General features: G+C 72.7%; 22 protein-coding genes and 1 pseudogene. 13 read left to right on the top strand and 10 right to left on the bottom strand.

Going from position 1 to position 22,673, the window contains the following annotated elements:
- The first annotated feature begins 34 nt into the window (after nt 1-34).
- From AB0K34_RS31810 to AB0K34_RS31765, 10 genes and pseudogenes are all read left to right on the top strand, one after another.
- Entirely contained in the window at nt 35-1,027 is a 993-nt protein-coding gene (locus AB0K34_RS31810; RefSeq protein ID WP_138633020.1) for an urea transporter, read from the top strand.
- A 52-nt stretch (nt 1,028-1,079) separates the two neighbouring features.
- Nucleotides 1,080-1,391 carry an urease subunit gamma gene (locus AB0K34_RS31805; protein WP_138633023.1) on the top strand — a complete coding sequence of 104 codons (312 nt, stop codon included), beginning with the start codon at nt 1,080-1,082 and terminating at the stop codon, nt 1,389-1,391.
- The gene (locus AB0K34_RS31800) at nt 1,388-2,143 is read left to right on the top strand and encodes a hypothetical protein (protein ID WP_138633026.1); all 756 of its coding nucleotides are present in this window, start codon (nt 1,388-1,390) and stop codon (nt 2,141-2,143) included. Before AB0K34_RS31805 ends, AB0K34_RS31800 begins: the two co-directional genes overlap by 4 nt.
- Nucleotides 2,136-2,438: pseudogene (gene ureB, locus AB0K34_RS31795) on the top strand (urease subunit beta); the annotation flags it as partial. The gene AB0K34_RS31800 and the pseudogene ureB, both read left to right, overlap by 8 nt.
- A 164-nt stretch (nt 2,439-2,602) precedes the next feature.
- Nucleotides 2,603-4,330, top strand: a complete 1,728-nt coding sequence (gene ureC, locus AB0K34_RS31790; protein WP_301177006.1) for an urease subunit alpha — start codon at nt 2,603-2,605, stop codon at nt 4,328-4,330.
- Nucleotides 4,327-5,049, top strand: a complete 723-nt coding sequence (locus tag AB0K34_RS31785) for an urease accessory UreF family protein (RefSeq protein WP_138633035.1) — start codon at nt 4,327-4,329, stop codon at nt 5,047-5,049. The genes ureC and AB0K34_RS31785 overlap by 4 nt, the downstream gene beginning before the upstream one ends.
- A gap of 20 nt (nt 5,050-5,069) precedes the next feature.
- Nucleotides 5,070-5,702, top strand: a complete 633-nt coding sequence (ureG, locus tag AB0K34_RS31780; RefSeq protein ID WP_138633038.1) for an urease accessory protein UreG — start codon at nt 5,070-5,072, stop codon at nt 5,700-5,702.
- Nucleotides 5,687-6,661: an urease accessory protein UreD gene (locus tag AB0K34_RS31775; RefSeq protein ID WP_301177007.1), complete on the top strand. Its 975-nt coding sequence runs from the start codon at nt 5,687-5,689 to the stop codon at nt 6,659-6,661. The genes ureG and AB0K34_RS31775 overlap by 16 nt, the downstream gene beginning before the upstream one ends.
- The gene (locus AB0K34_RS31770; protein WP_171068807.1) at nt 6,658-7,152 is read left to right on the top strand and encodes a CrcB family protein; all 495 of its coding nucleotides are present in this window, start codon (nt 6,658-6,660) and stop codon (nt 7,150-7,152) included. Before AB0K34_RS31775 ends, AB0K34_RS31770 begins: the two co-directional genes overlap by 4 nt.
- Nucleotides 7,149-7,520 carry a CrcB family protein gene (locus AB0K34_RS31765; protein ID WP_240807115.1) on the top strand — a complete coding sequence of 124 codons (372 nt, stop codon included), beginning with the start codon at nt 7,149-7,151 and terminating at the stop codon, nt 7,518-7,520. Before AB0K34_RS31770 ends, AB0K34_RS31765 begins: the two co-directional genes overlap by 4 nt.
- Before the next feature lie 82 nt (nt 7,521-7,602).
- Here AB0K34_RS31765 and AB0K34_RS31760 read toward each other — a convergent pair whose 3' ends face one another.
- The 9 genes from AB0K34_RS31760 to AB0K34_RS31720 form a co-directional block, all read right to left on the bottom strand.
- A complete protein-coding gene (locus AB0K34_RS31760) occupies nt 7,603-9,150 on the bottom strand; it encodes a pectate lyase (protein ID WP_301177008.1) in 1,548 nt (515 codons plus the stop codon).
- Between the two features lie 43 nt (nt 9,151-9,193).
- Entirely contained in the window at nt 9,194-10,777 is a 1,584-nt protein-coding gene (locus AB0K34_RS31755) for a carbohydrate-binding protein (RefSeq protein WP_171069525.1), read from the bottom strand.
- A gap of 141 nt (nt 10,778-10,918) precedes the next feature.
- Nucleotides 10,919-11,335 (bottom strand): hypothetical protein, encoded by a 417-nt coding sequence (locus AB0K34_RS31750; protein ID WP_138635922.1) that lies wholly within the window; start codon nt 11,333-11,335, stop codon nt 10,919-10,921.
- A complete protein-coding gene (locus AB0K34_RS31745) occupies nt 11,335-12,618 on the bottom strand; it encodes a Gfo/Idh/MocA family oxidoreductase (RefSeq protein ID WP_138635921.1) in 1,284 nt (427 codons plus the stop codon). The genes AB0K34_RS31750 and AB0K34_RS31745 overlap by 1 nt, the downstream gene beginning before the upstream one ends.
- 123 nt (nt 12,619-12,741) lie before the next feature.
- Nucleotides 12,742-14,001: an extracellular solute-binding protein gene (locus tag AB0K34_RS31740; protein ID WP_138635920.1), complete on the bottom strand. Its 1,260-nt coding sequence runs from the start codon at nt 13,999-14,001 to the stop codon at nt 12,742-12,744.
- Between the two features lie 38 nt (nt 14,002-14,039).
- Entirely contained in the window at nt 14,040-14,810 is a 771-nt protein-coding gene (locus tag AB0K34_RS31735; RefSeq protein WP_240807422.1) for a carbohydrate ABC transporter permease, read from the bottom strand.
- An 88-nt stretch (nt 14,811-14,898) separates the two neighbouring features.
- Nucleotides 14,899-15,897 (bottom strand): sugar ABC transporter permease, encoded by a 999-nt coding sequence (locus tag AB0K34_RS31730; protein ID WP_138635918.1) that lies wholly within the window; start codon nt 15,895-15,897, stop codon nt 14,899-14,901.
- Nucleotides 15,898-16,101: 204 nt separating this feature from the next.
- On the bottom strand, nt 16,102-17,088 hold the full coding sequence (locus AB0K34_RS31725; protein WP_138635917.1) for an aldose epimerase family protein: 987 nt from the start codon (nt 17,086-17,088) through the stop codon (nt 16,102-16,104).
- A complete protein-coding gene (locus AB0K34_RS31720) occupies nt 17,085-18,047 on the bottom strand; it encodes a LacI family DNA-binding transcriptional regulator (protein ID WP_138635916.1) in 963 nt (320 codons plus the stop codon). Before AB0K34_RS31720 ends, AB0K34_RS31725 begins: the two co-directional genes overlap by 4 nt.
- A gap of 147 nt (nt 18,048-18,194) precedes the next feature.
- On the opposite strand from AB0K34_RS31720, the gene AB0K34_RS31715 reads away from it, so the two are divergent.
- From AB0K34_RS31715 to AB0K34_RS31705, 3 genes are read left to right on the top strand one after another with little or no spacing between them, the layout of a single operon-like run.
- A complete protein-coding gene (locus AB0K34_RS31715; protein WP_301177010.1) occupies nt 18,195-19,082 on the top strand; it encodes an NAD(P)-dependent oxidoreductase in 888 nt (295 codons plus the stop codon).
- 11 nt (nt 19,083-19,093) lie between these two features.
- A complete protein-coding gene (locus tag AB0K34_RS31710) occupies nt 19,094-20,149 on the top strand; it encodes a mandelate racemase/muconate lactonizing enzyme family protein (RefSeq protein WP_138635914.1) in 1,056 nt (351 codons plus the stop codon).
- A complete protein-coding gene (locus tag AB0K34_RS31705) occupies nt 20,146-22,053 on the top strand; it encodes a DUF6807 family protein (RefSeq protein WP_138635913.1) in 1,908 nt (635 codons plus the stop codon). The genes AB0K34_RS31710 and AB0K34_RS31705 overlap by 4 nt, the downstream gene beginning before the upstream one ends.
- Before the next feature lie 114 nt (nt 22,054-22,167).
- Here AB0K34_RS31705 and AB0K34_RS31700 read toward each other — a convergent pair whose 3' ends face one another.
- On the bottom strand, nt 22,168-22,527 hold the full coding sequence (locus tag AB0K34_RS31700) for a hypothetical protein (RefSeq protein WP_364552737.1): 360 nt from the start codon (nt 22,525-22,527) through the stop codon (nt 22,168-22,170).
- Nucleotides 22,528-22,673 lie beyond the last annotated feature (146 nt).

Here is a 22,673-nt window from a genome sequence, read left to right as displayed (position 1 = left end):
GCGACGCGGATCCGGGCCGTCCGAAGGAGCATCCATGGCGTCATCGCCGCCGTCCGAGGACGCGCCCGGCGAGCAGCACGGCGAGGACCCGGCCCCCGCGGCGGAGCGGGCGCGGAACGCCCTCCTGACGATCCCGCGGGGCATCGCGCAGGTCGAGTTCCAGCCCAACGTCTGGACCGGCCTGATCTTTCTCATCGCGCTGTTCGTCGGCGGCTGGCAGTTCGGCGCGTTCGCGCTGCTCGGCGTCGGCACGGCCACCGCGACCGCGTACCTGCTCGGGGTCGACCGGAACCGCGTCTCGCTCGGCCTCGAAGGCTTCAACGGGACGCTGATCGGCGTCGCGCTGGTGCTCTACCTGGGCACGGACTGGTCGACGGTCCCGCTGGTCGTCGGCGGGGCGGTCGCGGGCAGCGTGCTCACGGCGGCGCTGAACTCCGTGCTCACGCCGTACAAACTGCCCACCTTCACCGCGCCGTTCTGCGTGGTGGCCCTGGTGATGGCGATCGGCGCGCCGTCCTACGCCCGGGTGTGGGCCGGGCACAACAACTCCGCCCCGCCGTCGGCCACCGACCCCGGCACCGCGATGACCTGGACCGACTTCTGGCACGGGTTCTTCAACGGGATCGGGCAGGTCTTCTTCCAGGACAAGTGGTACGTGGGGCTGATCTTCCTGATCGGCCTCGCGGTGTCGAGCCGGCTGGTCGCCGCGGCCGCGGCCGCGTCCAGCCTGATCGGCCTGCTCACCGGCTGGTGGCTCGGCGCGCAGGCGGCCGACCTCGGCGCCGGCCTGTACGGCTACAACGCGGTACTGACCGGGATCGCGCTGACCGGGACGTTCGTCGTGCTCAGCCCGGCCGGCGTGGCCTACGCGGTGGTCGGGGCGGCGACCGCGGCGGGCCTGACCGCCGGTCTCACCAACCTGTTCAACGTGGTCGGCGGCCACACCCTGACCTGGCCGTTCGTGCTGGTCACCTGGGTGTTCCTCGCCGCCGTCCCGATCTTCTCCAGGATCCGGCGGGCCGCATGAGGGGTGCGCCGCCGTCCGCGTCCCGGCGGAGTCCGGGCAGAAAGGGGCATCGATGAACCTGTCACCACGAGAGATCGACAAGGCGCTCATCTTCACCGTCGCGCAGATGGCGGAGCACCGCCGGCAGCGTGGCCTGAAGCTCAACCACGGCGAGACGGTCGCGCTGATCAGCTCCGCGATCGTGGAGGCCGCGCGGGACGGCAAGACCGTCTCCGACTGCATGGAGCTCGGCAAGAAGGTCGTCGGACCGGACGACGTGATGCCGGGCGTGCGCGGCATGCTGTCGCTGATCCAGGTCGAGGCCGCGTTCGACGACGGCACCAAGCTCGTCTCCTGCCACGACCCCGTCGGCGGCGGCAAGTGACGGGAGCCCCCGGCCGCGCCGTCCTGCCGGTCGGCGGGCACGAGAGCGCCCCCGCGGCCGGGGTGCACGGCCCCGGGCGGGGGCTGCGGACCGCGCTGCGCGGCCTGCCGCGCGCCGTCGCGGTCCCGATGACGCTGGGCCGCGACCCGGACCTCGCGCCCGCGGCCGCGCAGACCCTGGCCTGGGCGGCGCGGGACCGGGCGCCGGGGGACCTGCTGCTCGCCGAACCGCTCGGCACGGTGACGCATCTCGTGGGATGGATCCGCGCGGTCGCCACGCGGGTCGCGCGGACGGTGGACGGGCCGGACGCCGTGCTGCTGGTGGCGCCGGCCGCGGGGCCCGACGCCGACGCGGAGCTGTTCAAGGTCGCGCGGCTCGTCTGGCACGGCCTGCCGGTCCGCCGGGTGGAGGTCGCCTTCGACGGCGGTGAGCCCGGCGTGGCCGAGGGCGTGGAGCGCTGCCGCCTGCTGGGGGCCCGCGGCGTCGCGGTGGTGCCCGCCTCGCTCGTCCCGCCCCCGCCGTGCCCCGGCGCGGTCGCCGCCGGGCCGCTGCTCGCGCCGGCGGCCGTCGCGGCCCTGGTCCGCGAGCGCGCCGCCGAAGCGGAGCGGCGCTGGGCGCACGCCCGCGACGACGGCCTCGGCATCGCCGCGGGGCACGGCCACGGGCACGGGCATGGCCACGGCGACGCGAATTACCACGCTTTTTCTGAGAACACCGAGACGACCCTGGAGGGGATGGCCGCTCATGGCTGACGAGATCTATATGTTCGGCGACGGAGAGATAGAACTGAACAGCGGCCAGCGCCGGGAGACGCTGACCGTTGAGAATACCGGGGACCGGGCCGTCCAGATCGGCTCGCATTTCCATTTCTTCGAGGTCAACCGGGCGCTGAGCTTCGACCGGGAGAAGACCTTCGGGATGCGGCTCGACATTCCCGCGGGAACGGCCGTCCGGTTCGAGGCGGGCGACACCAAGAAGATCCGGCTCGTCGAGTACGGCGGCGGAATGCGCATCGTCGGGTTCGGCGGGCTGCTCAACGGCAGCGTCCGGTCCAAGTCCGCGCGCGAGGCCGCGTTCACCCGGATGCACGAGTGGGGCTACCTGGACACCGAGGTGCCGAGCGGCGACGGGTCGGGCAACGGGCACCGGGCCCCCGCCAAGCGGGGCGCCCGCGCGAAGGCCGGCGCGGGCCGGTCGAGGAAGGGCTGACGATGGCGACCACGATCTCCCGCGAGAAGTACGCGAGCATGTACGGCCCCACCGTGGGCGACCGCATCCGCCTCGCCGACACCAACCTGGTGGTGGAGGTGGAGAAGGACTTCAACGAGGGCCACTACGGCGACGAGACCCAGTACGGGGGCGGCAAGACCGCCCGGGACGGCATGTCCGCCGACCCGGCCTCGCTGAGCGCGACGACCACCCTGGACACGGTCATCACCAACGCGGTGATCATCGATCCGCTGCTCGGCGTCGTCAAGGGCGACATCGGCATCAAGAACGGGCGGATCGCGGGGGTCGGCAAGTCCGGCAACCCGCACACCCAGAACGGGGTGGACCGGCGGCTGATCGTCGGGGTGGGCACCGAGGTGATCTCGGGGGAGAACCTCATCGCGACCGCCGGCGCGATCGACTCCCACGTCCACTTCCTCGCGCCGCAGCAGGCGCAGCACGCGCTGAGCAACGGCATCACCACCCTGCTCGGCGGCGGCACCGGGCCAGCGGACGGCAGCCGCGGCACCACCTGCACGCCGGGACCGTGGAACATCTCCCGCATCCTTCAGGCGTACGAGGACATCCCGATCAACATCGCCGTCTACGGGAAGGGGAACGGCAGCCTGCCCGGCCCGCTGGACGAGCAGCTGCGCGCCGGCGCCTGCGGGCTGAAGGTGCACGAGGACTGGGGCACCACGCCCTCGGTCATCGACTGCGCGCTGCGCGTCGCCGACGACCACGACGTGCAGATCTCCATCCACACCGACACGCTGAACGAGGCCGGGTTCGTGGAGGACACGATCAGCGCGATCGACGGCCGCGCGATCCACACCTACCACTCCGAGGGGGCCGGCGGCGGGCACGCGCCCGACATCCTGCAGATCACCTCCGAGCCGAACGTCCTGCCCGCCTCGACCAACCCGACGCTGCCCTACACGGTCAACTCGGCGGACGAGCTGCTGGACATGACGATGGTCTGCCACCACCTCAGCTACGACGTCCCGGAGGACCTGGCGTTCGCCGAGAGCCGCGTCCGCCCGGAGACCATCGCGGCGGAGACGGTGCTGCACGACCTCGGCATCATCAGCATCATCGGGTCGGACTCGCAGGCGATGGGCCGGGTCGGCGAGTCGGTCACCCGCGCCTTCCAGGTCGCGCACCACTGCAAGGACAAGCGCGGCCCGCTGCCCGAGGACTCCGCGCGCAACGACAACACCCGCGTGCTGCGCTTCCTGTCCAAGGTCACCATCAACCCGGCCCGCACCTGCGGCATGGCGAACGAGATCGGGTCGCTGGAGGACGGCAAGCTCGCCGACATCGTGCTGTGGCCGGTCCGCTCGTTCGGCGCGAAGCCGGCCATGGTCATCAAGGGCGGGCTGATCAGCTGGGCGGAGATGGGCGACCCGAACGCCTCGCTGCCCACCCCGCAGCCGGTCTACTTCCGGCCGACCTTCGGCGCCTACGGCAGGGCGCTGCGCGAGACCTGCGTGACGTTCATGTCGGACGCGGCGATCTCCGAGGGCGTCCCGGAGAAGCTCGGGCTGGAGCGGATCATCCGGCCGGTGCAGCAGTGCCGCACCGTCGACAAGCGGCACATGATGTACAACTCGACGCTCGCCGAGGTCAGGGTGGACCCGGAGACGTACCGGGTGACGGTGGACGGGGAGCGCGTCACCATCGACCCGGCCCGCTCGCTGCCGCTGAACCGGCTGCACTACATCGCATGACCGACGTCCGGGCGGAGGGGAGGCCGGAGGCCGGCGGGCTGGAGACGCTGCTCGCGCAGCTGCAGCTCACCGACTCCGGCTTCCCCAGCGGGCTCTACACCCTGTCGCACGGGCTGGAGGGCCACGCCCAGCTCGGCCTGGCCGGCGCGGACGACCTGCCGGCGCTGGTGGCGGACCTGGTGCGGGCGGCGGGCACCGGCGACGCGGCGGCGCTGGCGCTGGCGCACCGGGCGGTGACCGCCGGCGACTGGGACCTGCTGGTGGAGGCCGACCGCAGGCTGCACGCGCTGAAGCTCGGCCGCGAGCAGCGGACGGCGTCGGTGCGCACCGGCCGGCAGGTGCTGGAGAACGCCGGGCCCGCGTTCGGCTCGGCCCCGGCGGCGCGGCTCGCCGGCCTCGTCGCGGACGGCGTCGCGCCCGGCACCCACCCGGTCGCCGTGGGCGCGATCCACGCGGGGCTCGGCGTGCCCGTCCGGGACGCGGTGGCGAGCGACCTGTACGCGTTCGCGGCGAGCTGCGCGGCGGCGGCGGTCCGGCTCGCCCGGATCGACTTCCGGCGGGCGCAGGCGCTGCTGCGGGAGCTGCGGCCGGAGCTGGTCCGCGCGGCGGAGACCGCGCTGGCCGCCCGGGACCCCCGCGACCTGCACGCCTCGACGCCCGCCGCCGACGCGGTCGCGGCCTTGCACGAGCGGGCCGAGGCCCGCCTGTTCATCACCTGAGAGAGCGGAGGACGGACGCCATGGAACTGGACCAGGTGTACAAGGTCGGCATCGGCGGGCCGGTGGGGTCGGGCAAGACGGCCCTCATCGAGGCGCTGGTCCCGATCCTGGTGGAGCGCGGGCACCGGCCCGGCGTGATCACCAACGACATCTACACGCAGGAGGACGCCCAGCACGTCCGCCGCACGCTGGCGGGCACGCTCGACGCCGAGCGCGTCGTCGGCGTCGAGACGGGGGCGTGCCCGCACACCGCCGTCCGGGACGACCCCACGATGAACCTCGCGGCGGCGTCGGAGCTGCTCGACCGGTTCCCCGACATCGACGTGCTGCTGTTCGAGAGCGGCGGCGACAACCTGACGCTCACCTTCAGCCCGGCGCTCGCGGACGTGTACGTGTTCGTCCTGGACACCGCCGAGGGGGAGAAGATGCCGCGCAAGCGCGGGCCGGGCACCACCGACTCCGACCTGCTGGTCATCAACAAGATCGACATCGCCCCGTACGTGCGCACCGACCTCGCGGTGATGGAGGGCGACGCGCGGAGGGTGCGCGGGACGCGCCCGGTCGCGCTGACCGACTGCCTCACCGGGACCGGGGTCGCCGAGGTGGCCGACTTCGTCCTGGAGCGCCGGGAGGCGCTGTGCTCACCGGCGTGACGGCCCCGCCGGACGGCGTCTCCGGCGACCTCGCCCGGGCGGCGCCGGAGCGGTGCGCCCCGGCGTGGCTGCCCCCGGGGGTGGCGCGGTACGCCGCGGCGCCGGACACGCTGCCGGTCGGCTCGCCGGGCAAGGTCGGCGTGCTGGAGCTGGGCTTCGCGACGGCCGGCGGCCGGACGGAGCTGACCGGCTGCTTCCAGAAGGCGCCGCTGCACACCACCCGTCCGCTGTACCCGGACTCCGCCCGGCCCGACATGCCGTACGTGCTGTTTATGACGGCCGGCGCCGGCGTGCTGCAGGGCGACCGGTACCGTCTCGCCCTCGACTGCGGGCCGGGGACGGCCGTGCACTTCACCACCCAGACCGCCACGCGGATCTACCGGATGGAGCACGACTACGCCACCCAGGTCGTCGATCTCGCCGCCGGGCCGGGCAGCCATGTCGAGTACCTGCCCGCGACCACGATCCCGTTCGGGGAGTCGCGGTTCTACCAGCGCATGAGCGTCACCGCCGACCCGGAGGCGACCGTCGTCGTCGGCGAGAAGCTGATGGCCGGGCGGCTCGCCCGCGGCGAGTGGCACGCCTACGACGCCTACTGCACCGACCTGGAGGTCCGCGACCCCGGCGGCCGGCTGCTGTTCGCCGACCCGCTCCGGCTCATCCCGGCCGAGCACGGACCCGCCGACCCCGCGGTCATGGACGGCTTCGGGCTCATGGCGTCCCTCTACGTCATCACTGGGGCGAAGCCCGCGCGGGAGGTCGCCGACACCATGCACGAGGCGCTCGCCGGGACGGGGCTGCGCGGCGGGGCGAGCGTCCTTCCCGGCGGCTGCGGGGCGTGGGCGCGAATGCTCGGCGACCGCTCCCCGGAGGTGGACGCCGGGTTCCACCGCACCTGGGACGCAGCGCGTCGGCTGCTGCTCGGCGTCCCCGCGATGCCGCCGGGGGCCGGCGCGTGAAGGAACCGCTGTGGGGGCGCCTGCACAACCGCGAGCGGGCCGAGGCGCGCGTCCTGCACCCGCACAAGGGGCCGCCGCCCCTGCCGGGGCTGAAACCGAGGGTGATCGCGGACATCGCGGTGGGCGGCGCGCTCGGCGCGCTCGCCCGTTACGGGCTCACCCAGGCGATCCCGGCGGCCAAGCTCGGCTTCCCCTGGAACACCTTCACCGTCAACATCCTCGGCTGCCTCGTCATGGGCGTCCTGACCAGCTACCTGCTCGGGGGCCGCGCGCACCCCTACGTGCGGCCGCTCGCCGTGACCGGCTACCTGGGCGGGTTCACGACGTTCTCGCACCTGATCGACGGCGTCTACACCCTCGGCGACGGCGGGCGGCCGTCCCTGGCCATCGCCTACGCGCTGGTCAGCGTCGCCGTCGGCTGGGCCGCGATCGCCGTGGGCCTGGCGGTCGGCCGCAGGATCCCGCACCACGACCCCGGGAGCGCGCCGTGACGACGTTCATCGTGGTGCTCCTCGTCCTCGCCGGCGGCGCCGTGGGCGCCTCGATGCGCTACGTCCTGGACGGCTACGTCAAGGCCACCGCCGGCAAGTCCATGCCGTGGGGGACGCTCGCGGTGAACCTGCTCGGCGCGGGCGCGCTCGGCGCCCTGCACGGGGCGGGGACCGGAACCTACGTCGAGGCGCTGATGGGCACCGGCCTATGCGGCGCGCTGACCACGTTCAGCACCTTCGAACTCGACACCGTCCACCTGATCCAGGACGGCGCGTACACCAGGGCGGCCGTCAACGCCGCGGGCAGCCTGATCCTCGGGTTCGCCGCGTTCATCGCCCTGCACGCCGCCTTCGCGCAGCTGGCCTGACGGCCGGCGCGCCGAAGCCGCCCGGCGGGTCCGGGGAGGCACCGGACCCGCCGGGCGGCGGGCGGGGGGCGGGACCGGGCCGCTATCCGGCGTAGGTCTCGAACTCGGCGATCCGCGGCGTGCCGGACGCGCTGACGATCTTGAAGGTGATCTTGCGCAGTTGGGTGCGCGCGAACGAGACGGCGCCCGCGCCGCTGCCGGAGGCCAGCACGGCGCCGGTGTCATGGTCGATGAGCTGCCAGGAGCCGATGGTGCCTGCGGTGCCCGCCGCCTCCCGGACGTCGACCGCGGACACCGCCGTGGCGGAGCCCCACTTGATCGAGATGGATCCGGTCGTGCCGGCCGGTGACCAGTAGGTGCCCATGTCGCCGTCGCGGACATTGCCGTAGCTCGTCCCGTCGGCCTTGCTGGAGCCGTCGGAGCCCGCCCCGATGCTGAGGTTCGTCCTGCTCGGCACCGTCGGCGTCGGCGTGGGGTCGGTGGGCGTGGGGGTGGGGTCGGTCGGTGTCGGGGTCGGCGACTGCGGCGTGCAGTTGCCGTCCGACACCCGCAGGCCCTTGTTGGCGCCCGCCGTCCGGCTCACGATGTCCGGCACGCAGGCGGCGTCGTCGAGGCTGTAGGAGTAGGGGATGCTGACGGAGGTGTTGGACTGGGGGTTCGGGCCGGCGGGGTGGTTCTCCTCGCCCTCGCTCGTCCAGGTGACGTTGTCGTAGATGTTGCCGGCGACCTGCCAGTAGCCGAGTTCGTCGGTGTAGAAGGTGCCGAGGACGTCCTTGGAGTCCTGGAAGTAGTTGTTCTCGACCTTGATGTGCGCCCCGGCCCGGGAGTTGATGCCGGACTTGGCGAGCCCCACGAAGTGGTTGTCGTAGCTGTGGGCGGTTCCGCCGCGCAGCAGGGGCGTGCGGGAGTCGATGTTCTGGTACAGGTTGTGGTGGAACGTGACGAACCCGTTCGAGGTGTCGCTCTCGCTGGACCCGATCAGGCCACCGCGCCCGGAGTTGCGCAGGACGCTGTAGGACAGGGTCACGTAGCGGGTGTTGTCCTTCATGTCGAAGAGCGCGTCGTAGCCCTCGTCCTCGCCGCCGGACGCCTCCAGGGTGGCGTGGTCGACCCAGACGTTGCGGACGTCGCTCTCCATGCCGATCGCGTCGCCGCCGTTGGACGTGGGGGAGCCCGACTTCTTGACGTTCCGGACGTTCACGTTCTGGATGATGATGTTGCTGGAGTCGCGGATGTGGATGCCCAGCTGGTCGAAGACGGTGCCGCCGCCGACCCCGACGATGGTCACGTTGCTGATCCCCTTCAGCTCGATCCTGTCGTCGGCGGTGTCGCAGCTGCCGCCCGACACCTTGCTGGTGTTGCCGTGGTCGATCGTCCCCTCGACCTGGATGGTGATCGGCGTGCTCGTGCTCGCCCGATTGCACAGGGCCGCGTGGATCGCGGTCCCGGTCGTGGCGCGCACGGTCTGCCCGCCCGCGCCGCCGGTGGTGCCGCCGTTCTGCGTCGCGTAGCCGGTCGCGCCGCCCGCGGCCGCGGCCACGTCGTGCGCCGACAGGGCCGCGCCGGTCGCGGCCGCGACGGCCGCCGCCGCCAGCGCCGCCGAGATCCGCACTGCGACTGCTCGTCTCATCTCGTCCTCGCCTCTTCTCTCGTTCCGGATCCGGGTGCGCCGCTCACGGCGTCGCGGGGCTGCCGCCGAAGGTGACGGCGAGATGGCCGTCCGGGCCGAAGTACCAGCCGAGGGCGCCGGCGTAGGAGGAGCACCGGGACCCGTTGGAGCCGGTCCAGAACTGGTTCGAGCCGTCGGCGTCGCCGACCGTCTTGTCGTTGGAGCCGTCGCCGTCGAAGCGGCACGAGGTGTTGTTCCGGAACACCGAACTGCCCTTGTCGAAGGAGAAGTTGCGCTCGGCGTTGTCGATGGCGACGTTGTAGGAGATCGTCATCGAGCCGGGGTTGCTGTTGTAGGTGAACCCGTGGTGGCCGTTGCCGTAGGCGATGCTGCGGCGCACCGCGTGGTTGACCGCGATGTCGTCGCCGCCGAGCTTGAAGCCGTTGCGGTCGCCGTTGCCGGCCTGGCCGCCGTTGCTGAGGGTGCCGTTGCCGTAGGCGAGGGAGTCCTCGATGGTGACGGCGCCGATCGGGCCCGTCTCGTTCTTGGTGTAGAGGTCCCAGCCGTCGTCGATGTTGTTGTGGGACACGTCGTAGCGGAAGACGTTGCCGGGCCCGGAGGTGAGCTTGGCGGCGAACCCGTCGGCGTCCTCGCCGTCGGAGTCGGCGTTGTCGTGGGACTCCGAGCTGATGACGAGGTTGTCGGACGGCCACTGGCTCTCGGGAGTGTCGGACGCCGTCCGCGAGATCTGCAGCCCGGTGTCCCGGTTGAACCGCGTCACCACGCGCTCGATGACGTTGCCGCTGCCGCCGACGAAGATCCCGTTGTCGCCGGCGTGCTCGACGACGAGGCCGTACAGGTGCCAGTACGATCCGTTCAGCGCGAGCCCGCGGTTGGCGGAGTTCTCGCTCATCGCCGAGAAGTTGAGGACGGGGGTCTCGCCCGGGTAGGCGGACAGCACCGTCCGGTCGCCGGAGCCGCCGTTGTCGCCGGTCGGGATGGTGACCGTCTGCGAGTAGCGGTAGGTGCCGCCGCGCATGTAGATCGTCCCGCCGGGGGCGATGCGGTCGATCGCGGAGATGAGCGTCGTCGGGTCCGACTCGGTCCCGGACGCGCCGTCGGTGCCGTTCGGCGCGACGTACAGCGCGTCGGCGTCGGACGGCGGCGGGGTGTCGTCGCCGTCCGTCTCGACCTCGATGTAGTCGATGTTGGCCAGGCCGTTGGAGGTGGTGGCGGTCAGCCGGACGGTGTTCGCGCCCGCGTTCAGCTGCACGGTGACGGTGGCGGTCGTCCAGGCGTCCCACGAGCCGGTGCCGGCGAACTGCGCCGACGCGGCCGCCGCGCCGTTCACCGTGATGTTCGCGGGCCGGGCGGTGGACGTCCCGTTGGCGTAGCGGACGCGCAGCGTCGCCGTGCCGGCGGCGGGGGCGTTCACGGTGAGCTGCGCGTAGGCGCCGGTCTCGTTGTCGGTGTTGCAGAAGCCGCTGCCGGAGTAGCCGCCGTGGTCGGAGTCGATGGATCCCGTGCACACCGCCGGGGAGTTCTCGGCCTCGTACCGGATCGTGGCGGCCTGCGCAGCGGTGCCGGGCAGCGTCACGAGCGCGCCGGCCAGTAACGTTCCGCAGGCGATCGCTGGTTTGAGCTGCATGGCGGGTTTGAGTTGCATCGTTCGTCTCCAGAGGGGGGAGCTTGGCTGATCGGGGGTGGGAAGGGTGTCGGGAGATCGCGCGGCGGTTCCGGGGGTGATCGGGCCTGGGGAGCGGGGGGTGGTCGCATGGGCCGGCCTCTCTCAGCGGGAGCCTGAAAGCGCTTTCTCGATGCCGCCGGCCGTGCCCGCGAGCCAGTCGAAGGCCGCGTCCTGCATGGTCCGGTCGAACTCGTGGCCGGCGTCGAAGAACGCGCCGGTGTAGCGGCCGGGCGCGTCCCGGTAGGCGCCGGTGATCTGGCGGTGCGCGCGCCGCACGCCCTCGGCGGGGAAGGAGCGGGTCGGGGCGCGGGTGCGCGGGCCGAACCCGACCGTCCACGACAGCTCCTCGCCCGCCAGGTCGCCGTCGGTCCAGCGGCGCTCGACGCGGACGTCCGCGGCGCTCAGCGCCAGCACCCCGAGGGCGTCGCGGAGGCGCTCGGGCAGGTCGGGGCCGGGCGTGGGGAACAGGCCGCGCTGGCGGGCGGCGATGCCGGCCAGGCCCGCGAAGCCGCCGGCCATCAGTCCGCCACCCGGGTGCCGCCAGCGGTGAGGGCGACGGGCGTGCCGGTCGCCGCGGACCGGTCGGCGGACACCCCGATCAGCACGCTCGCGACGCCCGCGCGGTACCCGGCCTGCCGGGCGAGCGGATCGTCCGACGCGCCGCGGAACACGTCGTCGAGGAGCAGGGCGTCGCCGCCGCCGTGCGCGCCCGCGCCGCCCCCGATCGCGATCTCCTCCGGCTCCCGCCAGTGCCGGTGCAGGACGAGCCGCTCGGACGCCCCGGCGGCGTGCTCCTTCCCGGACGCGGTCGGGTCGATCGCGGCGTGCGGCGGCGTCCACGCCCGCTCGACGACGTCCAGTTCCAGCCGCCCGGCGGTGCCGTTGACAACGGCGCGGTAGCCCTCCGCCGGCGCGTGCGCGTTGAGGGAGTAGGTGAGCAGCGCCCCGCCCTCGTAGCGGACGAGGACGGCCATGTTGTCGTCGATCGTCACGCCCTCGCCGAACACGTCCTGGTCGCGGATGTAGCCGTCCTCGTGCTCGGCGTCCAGGTACAGGCGCGTCAGCCGGGGGTCGGCGGACAGGTCGAGCAGGAAGGGGTCGGTGCCGAGGCGCGGCGCGTTGCGCGCCCGCGCGGGACGGTCGGCGAGGCCGCGCGCGCGGGCGTTGGCGGCGCCGTAGAAGCGCAGCGAGGTCTGCGCGTAGACCGACGCCGGGGCGTCGGCGATCCACCAGTTCACGAGGTCGAAGTGGTGGGTGGACTTGTGCACCAGCAGGCCGCCCGAGTTCGCCTTGTCCCGGTGCCAGCGGCGGAAGTAGTCGGCGCCGTGGATGGTGTCGAGCGACCAGTCGAAGTGGACGGAGGTGACGTCGCCGATCGCGCCGTCGGCGATCAGCCGGCGGACGGCGCTGTTGCGCGGCGAGTAGCGGTAGTTGAAGGTCACGATGAGCCGGCCGGTGCTCCGCTCGGCCGCGTCGGCGATGGCCGCGCAGTCCTCGGCGGTGGTGCACAGCGGCTTCTCCACGACGACGTCCTTGCCGGCGTCGAGGGCGGCGACCACGTAGCGGGCGTGGGCGGCGTCGACCGTGGCGACCACCACGGCGTCGGCGAGCCCGAGCATCGCGCCGAACTCCTCGGGCGCGAAGCACGGCACGTCGCGGCCGATGCGGTCGAGGTGGTAGCGCAGGCGGGTGCGGTTGGGGTCGCAGAGCGCGGCGATCTCGCCGGTGTCGCTCCACGCGCCGAGCAGCGCGTCCACGTACATCTGCGCGCGGTGGCCGAGCCCGACGAAGGCGTATCGCATGGTGCGGAGACTCCCGGATCAGGTGGCGCCGCCGGGGCGCCGAGCGGCGGGGCGGCGCCGTGCGGCCCGGCCCGTTCGCACGGGCCGCACGGCGCGTCATGGGTGTTCCCGGACTCCCGCCCGCTACTGGGACAGGGCGGTGTTGGCCTCGGTGAGGAAGGTCTTGGCGGCCGCGTCCGGCTCGGCCTTGCCGAACAGCACCGAGTCGGTGGCGCGCTTGAGGATGTCCTCCATCTCCATCGCGCCCTTGGGCGGGACGACGATCGGGCTGAGGTCGTTCTTGATCGAGTCCATGAAGGCCAGCACCTTCTGGTCGGCCGGCGACAGCTTGGTCTTGATCGCCTCGATGACCTCGGCATTGGTGGGCAGGCCGCGGTCGCTGAGCAGGATCGCCCCGGCAGCCGGGTCGTTGACGAGGAAGTCCACGAACTTCTGCGCGGCGGCGGCCTCCTCGGACCGGGCCGAGATCGTGTAGTACATCGCCGGCTGCAGGAACATGCCCGAGGCGGTGGCGCCCGGCGACTTCGGCATGCGCATCAGGTCCAGCTCCTGGCCGGAGCCCTTGGTCAGCGCGTCGAGCTGGTTGCTCCACCAGCTTCCGAAAGCGCTTTCGTTGGTGGCGAGCAGCGCCTGGTCGACCTTGGTGCCGGTCTCCAGCATCTCGGCGGCGCCCGGCCCCGCCTTCGCGTCGATGATCTTCTGCAGCAGCGCCCACCAGTCCTTGATGGTCTGCTCGGACAGGGCGACCTTGCCGCCGGCGTAGAACTGCTCGCCGCGCTGCGCGGCGAAGATCTGCAGGAACGCCGGGTTCTCGTTGTACTCGGTGCCCCAGACCTTGCCGCCGCTCTTCTCGGTCACCCGCTGGGAGAGCGAGATGTAGTCGTCCCAGGTCCAGGTCTTGTCGTCGGGGGCCTGCTGGCCGTACTTCTTCAGCGTCGCCTTGTTGACGACCATCGGGAACGCGTTGACGCCCGTCGGGATCGCGTACTGCTTGCCCTCGACCTGCCCGGCCTTGAGGACGCCCTGGTCGAGGCCGGCGGTGTCGACCTTCCCGGACACGTCGGCGAGGATGCCGCGGCCCGCGTACTCCGCCAGGCCGCGGATCTCGATCGACATCACATCGGGGGCGTCGCCGGCCGCGGTCTTGGTGGCCAGCTTCTCGTAGTAGCTGTCCCAGTCGGAGAAGTCGCCCTCGACGTCGATCGCCGGGTTCTTCTTCTCGAACTCGGCGATGGCCGCCTCGGTCAGCTTCTGCCGGGAGTCGCTTCCCCAGTAGGAGAAGACGACCTTCGTCCTGCCGCTCGACCCGTCATCGCCGCCGCCGCAGGCGGTGGCCGATATCGCGACGGCGGCGACGGCGGCGGCCGCCAGGATGCGTTTCATTTCTCGTGTACCTCCGGGGGGACGGAAGGGAGGGAGGGCTACTTGAGCCCGGTGGTGGCCATGCCTCGGACGAGGTACTTCTGGCCGGCCAGGAAGAAGCCGAAGATCGGCCCGAGCGAGACGATCGACATCGCGAACATCGGCCCCCACGAGGAGTCGCCGCTGGAGTCCAGGAACTGGCGCAGCGCCACCGGGGCCGTGAGGTTGTCGGAGTTGGTCAGGTAGAGGTTCTGGGTGAAGAAGTCGTTCCACGTCCAGATGAAGGTGAAGATCGCCGTGGTGGCCAGCGCGGGCACGCACAGCGGCATCACCACCTGCAGGAACGTGCGGAAGTGCCCGGCGCCGTCGATCGCCGCCGCCTCGTCCAGCTCCCGGGGGAGGGTGCGGATGAACTGCACCATCAGGAAGATGAAGAACGCGTCGGTGGCGAGGAACTTGGGCACCACGATCGGCCAGATCGTGTTGATCCAGTCGATCTTGCTGAACACGATGTACTGCGGCACGACCGTGACGTGGTGCGGCAGCATGATCGAGACCAGCATGATCGCGAACCACAGCCTCTTGAGCGGGAACTCCAGCCGGGCGAACGCGTAGGCCGCCAGCGAGCAGGCGAGCAGGTTGCCGACCACCGCGAGGCCGGTGATGACCGCCGAGTTCCACAGGTAGTAGCCGAAGGAGTGCTTCAGCGCGTCCCAGCCGCCGGCGTAGTTGTCGCCGGTGACCTCGGTGGGGACCAGTCCGGGCTCCCGGAAGATCAGCTCCTCGGGCTTGACCGAGCTGGAGATCATCCAGAGCAGCGGGTAGAGCATGAACAGCCCGAACACGATCAGCAGCAGGTGCTTGGTCAGCCGCGAGGCGGGCCGGAACAGCACCGGCGTGCGGTCGCCCGGCGCGCGCTTACTTGTCGTCGCCATAGAAGACCCAGAATCGAGACATGAGGAAGTTGACGGCGGTCAGGGCCCCGATGATGAGCAGCAGCACCCAGGCCATGGCCGCCGCGTAGCCCATCTCGTAGTTCTTGAAGCCCTTGATGTAGAGGTAGAGCGTGTAGAAGAGGGTCGAGTCGACCGGCCCGCCGTTGCCGCCGCTGACGACGAACGACTGCGTGAACGACTGGAACGACTTGATCACTTCGAGCACGGCGTTGAAGAAGATGATCGGCGTGAGCAGCGGCAGCGTGATCGAGCGGAACTGCCGGACCCGGCCGGCGCCGTCGACGCGGGCGGCCTCGTAGAGGTTGTGCGGGATCTGCCGCAGCCCGGCGAGGAAGATGACCATCGGGGCGCCGAACGTCCAGACGTGCAGGATGATCAGCGTCCAGAGCGCGGTGTCCGGGCTCGTGACCCAGCCCTGGCCGTGGTAGCCGAACCAGCCGAGGAAGGTGTTGACGATCCCGTCCGTGCCGAAGATCTTCCGCCACAGGATCGAGATCGCCACGCTCCCGCCGAGCAGCGACGGCAGGTAGAAGACCGACCGGTAGAACGACAGCCCGCGCAGCCCCTTGTCCAGCGCCATCGCCAGCCCGAGGGCGAAGGCGAGCTGGAGCGGGACGGACACGACGACGTAGGTGGTCGTGACCTTGAGGGAGTTGATGTAGCGGTCGTCGGCCGTGAACATCGTGTCGTAGTTGTCCAGGCCGACCCAGTGGGCCTGGCTCAGCAGGCTGTAGTCGGTGAACGACAGGTACAGCGAGGCGATCATCGGGCCGAGCGTGATCGCGAACAGCCCGAGGAACCAGGGCGCCAGGAACAGGTAGGCGGCCCATGCCTGCGAGCGGGCGCGGGAGCTCTTGCGGCGGCGGGTCCGGGGTCGGCGCGGGCCCGCCGGCGCGGCGGGCGCGACCGCGGGCTCGGCCGTCCCCGGCGCCTTGGCGGCCGCAGCGGGCCTCAGCGTCATCACTGGCCCTTCGGTGAGTCGGAAGTGGTTGAGATAGCGCTTTCTTAGCGCGTGGCCGGAGATGACGTCAACCCTTTGCAGTGACCTTCCTCACGCGTGATTGTGACCAGTTCCAGATAAGCCCAGGTCAGAGGCATATCCACTGTCGCGCCACATGCGTGTCTGCTAGAAGTCCTGCACTCGTTACTACAACCGTTTGCAGTCTTACGGCGCGTGGAACCGGTAGGTCGTGGCCGACGTGCGCTCCTCGCCGGGCCGCAGCACGGCGGAGGGGAACGCCGGCCGGTTCGGCGCGTCCGGGAAGCGCTGGGTCTCCAGGCACAGGCCCGCGAACGGGCCGTACGGGGTGGCGTCGCCGTCCAGCATGTGGCCGGTGTAGAACTGGACGCCCGGCTCGGTCGTGGTGACCTCCATCGACCGGCCGCTCACCGGGTCGGTGACCGCGATCCGGCCCTGGAGGACGTAGCAGTGGTCGTAGCGGCCGCCGCGCCGCGCGTCCACCCGGGTGGGCGCGGTGAAGTCGAACGGCGTCCCGGCCACCGGGGCCTGCTCGCCGGTCGGGATCTTGCCCTCGTCCACCGGCAGGTACCGGTCGGCCTCCATCGCCACGACGTGCCCCCGCACGTCGCCCGCCCCCGCCAGGTTGAAGTAGGAGTGGTTGGTCAGGTTCACCACCGTGGGGGCGTCGGTCGTGGCCCGGTACTCCAGGCGCAGCGCGTCGCCGTCCAGGACGTACCGGACGCGGGCCGTGAGCTCGCCGGGGTACCCCTCCTCGCCGTCGGGGCTCACCAGGGAGAGCACCAGGTCCGCGGGCCCCGCCGACTCGGCCCGCCACACCCGCTTGTCGAAGCCGCGGACGCCGCCGTGCAGGCTGTGCGCGCCGTTGTTGGCCGCGAGCCGGTACTCCCTGCCGTCGAGGGTGAACCGGGCGCGGGCGATGCGGTTGCCGTACCGGCCGACGACCGCGCCGAAGTAGCGGCTGCGGTGGAGGTAGTCCTCCAGCGTGCCGAGGCCGAGCACGACGTCGGTGCCGTCCGCCACCTGGAGCCGCTGCACGATCGCGCCGTAGGTGAGGACCGCGACGCGCAGCCGCCCGTTGTCCAGCACGTACCGGTCGACCCGCTCGCCGTCCGGGGTCGTGCCGAAGCTCTCGGCGGCGGCGGGGGCGCCGGCGGCGTCGTTGGATCTCATGGGATGCCTTTCGGGGGAGCGGTGGTCTCGCGGACCACGAGATGGGTCTCCAGGAGGGTCGCGGCGCTCATCGAGGTGATGAGCAGGTCGACGGCCATGCGCCCGGCGTCGGCCGTGGGCATGGCGACCGTGGTGAGCTTGGGCCGGTACAGGCGGCCGGTGATGCTGTCGTCGATGCCGATCACGCTGACGTCGCCGGGCACGCTCACGCCCAGCTCGTCGAGCCCCTCGATGAGGCCGATCGCGACGAGGTCGTTGTAGGCGAGCACGCCCGTCACCCCCGCCGCCGCGACCTGGGCGGCGACGGCGGTGCCGCCCTCCTCGGTGGGGGCGTTGGGGCCGATGACGACGGTGTCGAGGCCGGGCACGTCCGCGACCGCCTTGCGGATCTCGCCGCTGGTCCACGAGCCGGCCGGCCCCGCGACCAGGGCGACGCGCCGGTGGCCGAGCCCCGCGAGGTGCTCCATGGCGGTGCGGGCGCCGCGGGCGACGTCCATGAGGACGGTCGTCACGCCGCGCAGCCTCCGGTTGACCAGCACGGACGGGATCGTCCCGACCAGCTTCTCCAGGGCCTTGTTCGACGCGCGGGGGCTGCACAGCACGACGCCGTCGACCTGCTTGGAGAAGGCCAGGACGAGCTCCTCCTCCTTGGCGGGGTCCTCGTCGGTGTCGGCGACGAACAGGTGGTAGTCCCGGGCGCGGGCGGCGGCCTGCGCGGCCTTGATGAGCGGGGGGAAGAACGGGTTCGCCAGGTCGGCCACGATCAGCCCGAGGTTGCCGGTCCGCCCCGTGGTGAGCGACCGCGCCGCCCGGTTCGGCCGGTAGCCCAGCTCCTCCGCCGCTGAGAGGACGCGCGTCCGCGTCTCGGCGTTCACCATGTGCGGCGCGGAGAAGGTCCGCGACACCGTCGACACGTGTACGCCGCATGCGCGGGCGACGTCCCGGATAGTCACTGCCATGGCGCCCACTCTAACGCAACCGTTTGCAAGGAGGCGATGATCAATAGTGTCGTTTGCGCTGGTCGCACGATGGGCGCTTGACGGCCCGGCGGTGTTGGCGCGATCGTTACTGCAACTGGTTGCAGACCCTCCGAAGGAGTCCATGCGGTGAGCAGAGTGCTCGTCACCGGAAGCGCGGGCCGACTGGGCCGCAGCGTCGTCACCACGCTGGCGGCGGCCGGCCACGAGGTGATCGGCGTCGACACCGCCCCCGGCACGCCCCGGGACGCCGCCGGGACACTACCGGCCGATCTCACCGACCTCGGCGAGGCCCACTCGGTGGTCGCCCGGTTCCGGCCGGACGCGGTCGTCCACCTCGCCGCGATCGCCGTCCCCTTCGGCCGGACCGACGCCACCACGTTCCGCGTCAACACCCAGCTCGCGTTCAACGTCTGCGCGGCGTCGGTGGCGCTCGGCGTGGCGCGGCTCGCCGTCGCGAGCAGCCCGACCGTGATCGGCTACGGCGCGCCCGGCGGCTGGACCCCCGACTACCTGCCGCTCGACGAGGAGCACCCGGCGCGGCCCTGGAACGCCTACAGCCTGTCCAAGCTCGTCGCCGAGCAGACCATGCGGACGTTCGCGCGCTCCGGCACCGGCACGCGGATGGCCGCGTTCCGCCCCTGCTTCGTCATCGCGCCGGAGGAGTGGGAGGGCGCGCCGACCCAGTCCGGGCACACCCTGCGCGAGCGGCTCGACCGGCCCGAGATCGGCGGCGTCTCGCTGTTCAACTACCTCGACGCCCGCGACGCCGGCGAGTTCATCGGCGCCCTCCTCGACCGGCTGCCCCACCTGGAGCGCAACGGCGAGGTGTTCTTCGCCGGCGCCGGCGACGCGCTCGCCCGCGAACCGCTCGCCGAGCTGCTGCCCCGCCTCCACCCGGAGACCAAGGAGGCCGCGGGCGCGCTCACCGGCACGTCCCCGGCCTTCTCCGCCGCCAAGGCCGAGCGGCTGCTCGGCTGGTCCGCCAAGCGCAGCTGGCGCACCGAACTCGTCTGAGAGGGACCGGCATGATCAAGGATCTGGCCGTCGAGCTGCGGACGGTGCCGCTGGCCCGGCCCTGGGGCGCGGACGTCCCGAGCAACCACGTCCTCTTCGTCACGCTCACGCTGGACGACGGCCGCTCGGGGACCGGGATCTCCTGGACCCCGCAGATCGGGGCGCACGCGGTCAAGGCGCTGCTGGAGCACGACGTCCGCGACGCGGTGATCGGGCTCCCGCCGCATCCGGGCCTCGTGTGGGACCGGCTGTCGGCCCGCCTCGGCGAGGCGGGGCGGTCGGGGATCGTCCCCATCGCCCTCGCCGGGGTCGACCTCGCGCTGTGGGACCTGGAGTGCGGGGACCGCTCCCTCGCGGACGTCCTCGGGCCGCGCCGCGAGAGCGTCCCGGTGTACGGCAGCGGCATCAACCGCCACTACCCGCTGGACGAGCTGACCGCGCAGGCCGCCCGGTGGGCCGCCGCCGGGCACCCCGCCGTCAAGGTCAAGGTCGGGCTGCCCGCGCTCGCCGACGACGTCGCGCGGGTCGCCGCCGTCCGCGAGGTCATCGGCCCGGACACCGCGCTGATGATCGACGCGAACCAGCGCTGGGACCTGCACCGGGCCAGGACGGCGCTGCGCGCGCTGGAGCGGTTCGACCTGTTCTGGGTCGAGGAGCCGCTGCCCGCCGACGACCTCGCCGCCCATGTGGAGCTGCGCCGCAGTGTGGGCACGCCGATCGCGGTGGGCGAGAACATCGCGACCGCGCACGGCTTCCGCGACCTGCTGACCGCCGGTGCCTGCGACGTCGTCCAGCCGAACGCGGTCCGGGTCGGCGGCATCACCCCGTTCCTGCGGATCGCCGACCTCGCCCGCGTCTTCGACGTGCCGGTCTACCCGCACCTGCTCACCGAGCTGTCCGGGCAGCTGGCGCTCGCGCTGCACCACCCCGCGATGGTGGAGCTGCCGGAGGACGCCACACTCACCGACCTGGGGCTGCTCGCCGACCCGTCCCCGGTGGAGATCACCGGCAGCGAGCTGCGCGCGACGGGCGCGCCCACGCGGTGGACGGCGGAGGCGGCGCGATGAGGCCGGTGCGGGTCGTCGTGGCCGGGGTCAACGGCTACGGCCGCCACCACCTGGAGAACGTCCGGCGGCTGGCCGCCGCGGGCCGGGCCGAGCTGGCCGGGGTGTGCGACGTCCGGCCGCCGTCCGGCCTCGGCGTGCCCGTCTCGGCCGACCTTCCGGCGCTGATCCGGGAGACCGGGGCGGAGGCGGCGGTGATCGCCACCCCGATCCACACCCACGCCCCGCTGGCGGTGGCCGCGCTCCGCGCCGGAGCGCACGTGCTGCTGGAGAAGCCGCCCGCCCCCTCGGTCGCGGAGTTCGAGGCGATCTCCGCCGCGGTGGCCGAGACGGGGCTCGGCTGCCAGGTCGGGTTCCAGTCGCTCGGCTCGGCGGCGGTCCCGGCGGCGCGGGACGCGCTCGGCGAGCCGGTCCGCGCGATCGGGGTGGCCGGGGCGTGGACGCGGCCGTTCGGCTACTACACCCGGTCGCCGTGGGCGGGCCGCCGCCGGCTCGACGGCGTCGACGTCATGGACGGCGCGCTCACCAACCCCTTCGCCCACGCCGCCGCGTCCGCCCTCGCCGTCGCCGGGGCCGACACGGTCGGCTCCGTCGCCGGGATCGAGCTGGAGCTGCACCGCGCCAACGCCATCGAGTCCGACGACACCTCCAGCGCCCGGCTGCGGCTCGCCGACGGCACCGTCATCGCGATCACCGTCTCGCTGTGCTCCGGCGGGCGCACCGAGCCCTACCTGCATCTGCACGGCGAGCACCGGTCGGCGCGCTTCTTCTACACCCTCGACGAGATCGAGTCCGGCGGGGTCCGCACCGGATACGGTCGCACGGACCTGCTCGGCAACCTCATCGCGCACATCCGCGGCGGCGCCGAGCTGCTCGTCCCGCTCGCGCGCACCGGCGGCTTCACCCGGCTGCTCGACGAGATCCGGCGCGCCCCCGACCCGCGGCCGGTCGACGCGCGGTTCGTCCGCCGCGAGCCGTCCCGGCTGGTCCTGCCCGGCATCGAGGCCCTCGCCGTGCGCGCGGCCGAGGACCTCGCCACCCTGTCCGAGCTGGGCTTCCCCGGCAGCCTCGGCGCGGTCGAGGCGCCGTGGCCGCGCCCGCGGCTGCGGGTGGACGGGAAGGACGTCGCCGACTACGTCCAGCGCGGCGACCTGCAGGTCACCGACGCGCCCCGGCCCCATCTGCACCCCGTCCGCACCCTCGGCGGGACGGTCGTCACCGAGACCCGGCCGGACGACCATGTCCACCACTTCGGGGCGGGCATCGCGGTCTCCGACGTCGACGGGGCCAACTTCTGGGGCGGCTCCACCTACGTGCCAGGCGAAGGCCCGCGGATGCTGCCCAACCACGGGCGGCAGCGGCGCCGCACGCTCCGGCCCGTCGACGGCGGCTACGCCGAGAGCCTCGACTGGGTCGGCCCGGACGGCACCGTCCTGGCCGCCGAGGAGCGCACCCTCACCGCCCGCCCCGTCTCGGGCGCGTGGGCGCTGGACGTCGCGTTCAGCCTGACCGGCCGGACGGGGAAGCCGCTCGTCCTGCAAAGCTCAGCCTGCAAGGGCCGGACGGGCGCCGGCTATGGTGGGTTCTTCTGGCGCGCACCCAAGGACTCCGCCGGCATCGCCGTCTTCACCGGTGAGGCGTCGGGGGAGGAGGCCGTGCACGGCAGCGTCACCCCCTGGCTGGCACTGACCTCGGACGCGTGGAGCCTGGTGTTCGTCCAGACCACGGGGCTCGACCCCTGGTTCGTGAGGGTCGCCGAATACCCCGGCGTCGGCCCGGCCCTGGCCTGGGACGCCCCGCTGACCGTCCCCGACCGGCTCGACCGCGCGGTGACCGTGGTGGTCGCCGACGGGCGGCTCACCCCCGGCCAGGCCCGCGACCTCGCCGCCGAGGGGACGGCCCGGTGAGGGTGTTCATCGCCGGAGACTCCACCGCCGCGGACTACCCGTCGGGGCAGGCGCCGCAGGCGGGCGGCAGGCGCTCACGGCGCTGCTGGACGTCACGGTCGTCAACGCCGCCAACTACCCGCGCGGCAGCGCCGACGACACCCACTTCACGGCCGCCGGGGCGATCGAGGCCGCCCGGCCGCTGCTGGCGGAGGCCGGTCCGCTGCTGCCGCCCGCCGCCCGCACCCCCGCCGACCTGACCTGGAGATCCCCGATGCCGGTCCGGAGCATCGACGTGCGCTCGGGCCGCCTCCGCGCGGAGCACGCCGCGGCCACCCGCAGGAGGCGGGCGCGGCCGGCCGCCGCGCCGCCGACCTGCTGCCCGTCCTCGACGAGGCCGGGCCGCGCGGGCGCGCCGCCCTGCTGGAGGCGATGGCCGACGCGCTCGCCGCCGTCCAGAGTGCGCCCACGATCGCCCTGTACAGCGAGCCGCACGAGACCGATCTCGCCGCCCGCCTGGCAGCCCTGGCCCGCGACCGTACGGGCCCAAAGGTCCCTGCCGCCTGTGCTGGGTAGGGCGGACACCGGAAACTTTGTCAGGCGAAGGTGACCGTGTTCTCCCAGCCGAAGGCGGCAGTGCG

This window comes from Actinomadura sp. NPDC049382, assembly GCF_040677125.1.
GTDB lineage: Bacteria > Actinomycetota > Actinomycetes > Streptosporangiales > Streptosporangiaceae > Spirillospora > Spirillospora geliboluensis.
The sequence above is the reverse complement of the archived record's forward strand: the minus strand, read 5'-3'. Positions and strand labels throughout refer to the sequence as shown.

What these genes read in the sequence shown, in the direction of transcription:
- AB0K34_RS31810 (WP_138633020.1), top strand. Translation starts at nt 35, where the DNA reads ATGGCGTCATCGCCGCCGTCCGAGGACGCGCCCGGCGAGCAGCACGGC.
- AB0K34_RS31805 (WP_138633023.1), top strand. Translation starts at nt 1,080, where the DNA reads ATGAACCTGTCACCACGAGAGATCGACAAGGCGCTCATCTTCACCGTC.
- ureC (WP_301177006.1), top strand. Translation starts at nt 2,603, where the DNA reads ATGGCGACCACGATCTCCCGCGAGAAGTACGCGAGCATGTACGGCCCC.
- AB0K34_RS31785 (WP_138633035.1), top strand. Translation starts at nt 4,327, where the DNA reads ATGACCGACGTCCGGGCGGAGGGGAGGCCGGAGGCCGGCGGGCTGGAG.
- ureG (WP_138633038.1), top strand. Translation starts at nt 5,070, where the DNA reads ATGGAACTGGACCAGGTGTACAAGGTCGGCATCGGCGGGCCGGTGGGG.
- AB0K34_RS31760 (WP_301177008.1), bottom strand. Translation starts at nt 9,150, where the DNA reads ATGAGACGAGCAGTCGCAGTGCGGATCTCGGCGGCGCTGGCGGCGGCG.
- AB0K34_RS31755 (WP_171069525.1), bottom strand. Translation starts at nt 10,777, where the DNA reads ATGCAGCTCAAACCAGCGATCGCCTGCGGAACGTTACTGGCCGGCGCG.
- AB0K34_RS31750 (WP_138635922.1), bottom strand. Translation starts at nt 11,335, where the DNA reads ATGGCCGGCGGCTTCGCGGGCCTGGCCGGCATCGCCGCCCGCCAGCGC.
- AB0K34_RS31745 (WP_138635921.1), bottom strand. Translation starts at nt 12,618, where the DNA reads ATGCGATACGCCTTCGTCGGGCTCGGCCACCGCGCGCAGATGTACGTG.
- AB0K34_RS31740 (WP_138635920.1), bottom strand. Translation starts at nt 14,001, where the DNA reads ATGAAACGCATCCTGGCGGCCGCCGCCGTCGCCGCCGTCGCGATATCG.
- AB0K34_RS31735 (WP_240807422.1), bottom strand. Translation starts at nt 14,810, where the DNA reads ATGCTCTACCCGCTGCTCTGGATGATCTCCAGCTCGGTCAAGCCCGAG.
- AB0K34_RS31730 (WP_138635918.1), bottom strand. Translation starts at nt 15,897, where the DNA reads ATGACGCTGAGGCCCGCTGCGGCCGCCAAGGCGCCGGGGACGGCCGAG.
- AB0K34_RS31725 (WP_138635917.1), bottom strand. Translation starts at nt 17,088, where the DNA reads ATGAGATCCAACGACGCCGCCGGCGCCCCCGCCGCCGCCGAGAGCTTC.
- AB0K34_RS31720 (WP_138635916.1), bottom strand. Translation starts at nt 18,047, where the DNA reads ATGGCAGTGACTATCCGGGACGTCGCCCGCGCATGCGGCGTACACGTG.
- AB0K34_RS31710 (WP_138635914.1), top strand. Translation starts at nt 19,094, where the DNA reads ATGATCAAGGATCTGGCCGTCGAGCTGCGGACGGTGCCGCTGGCCCGG.
- AB0K34_RS31705 (WP_138635913.1), top strand. Translation starts at nt 20,146, where the DNA reads ATGAGGCCGGTGCGGGTCGTCGTGGCCGGGGTCAACGGCTACGGCCGC.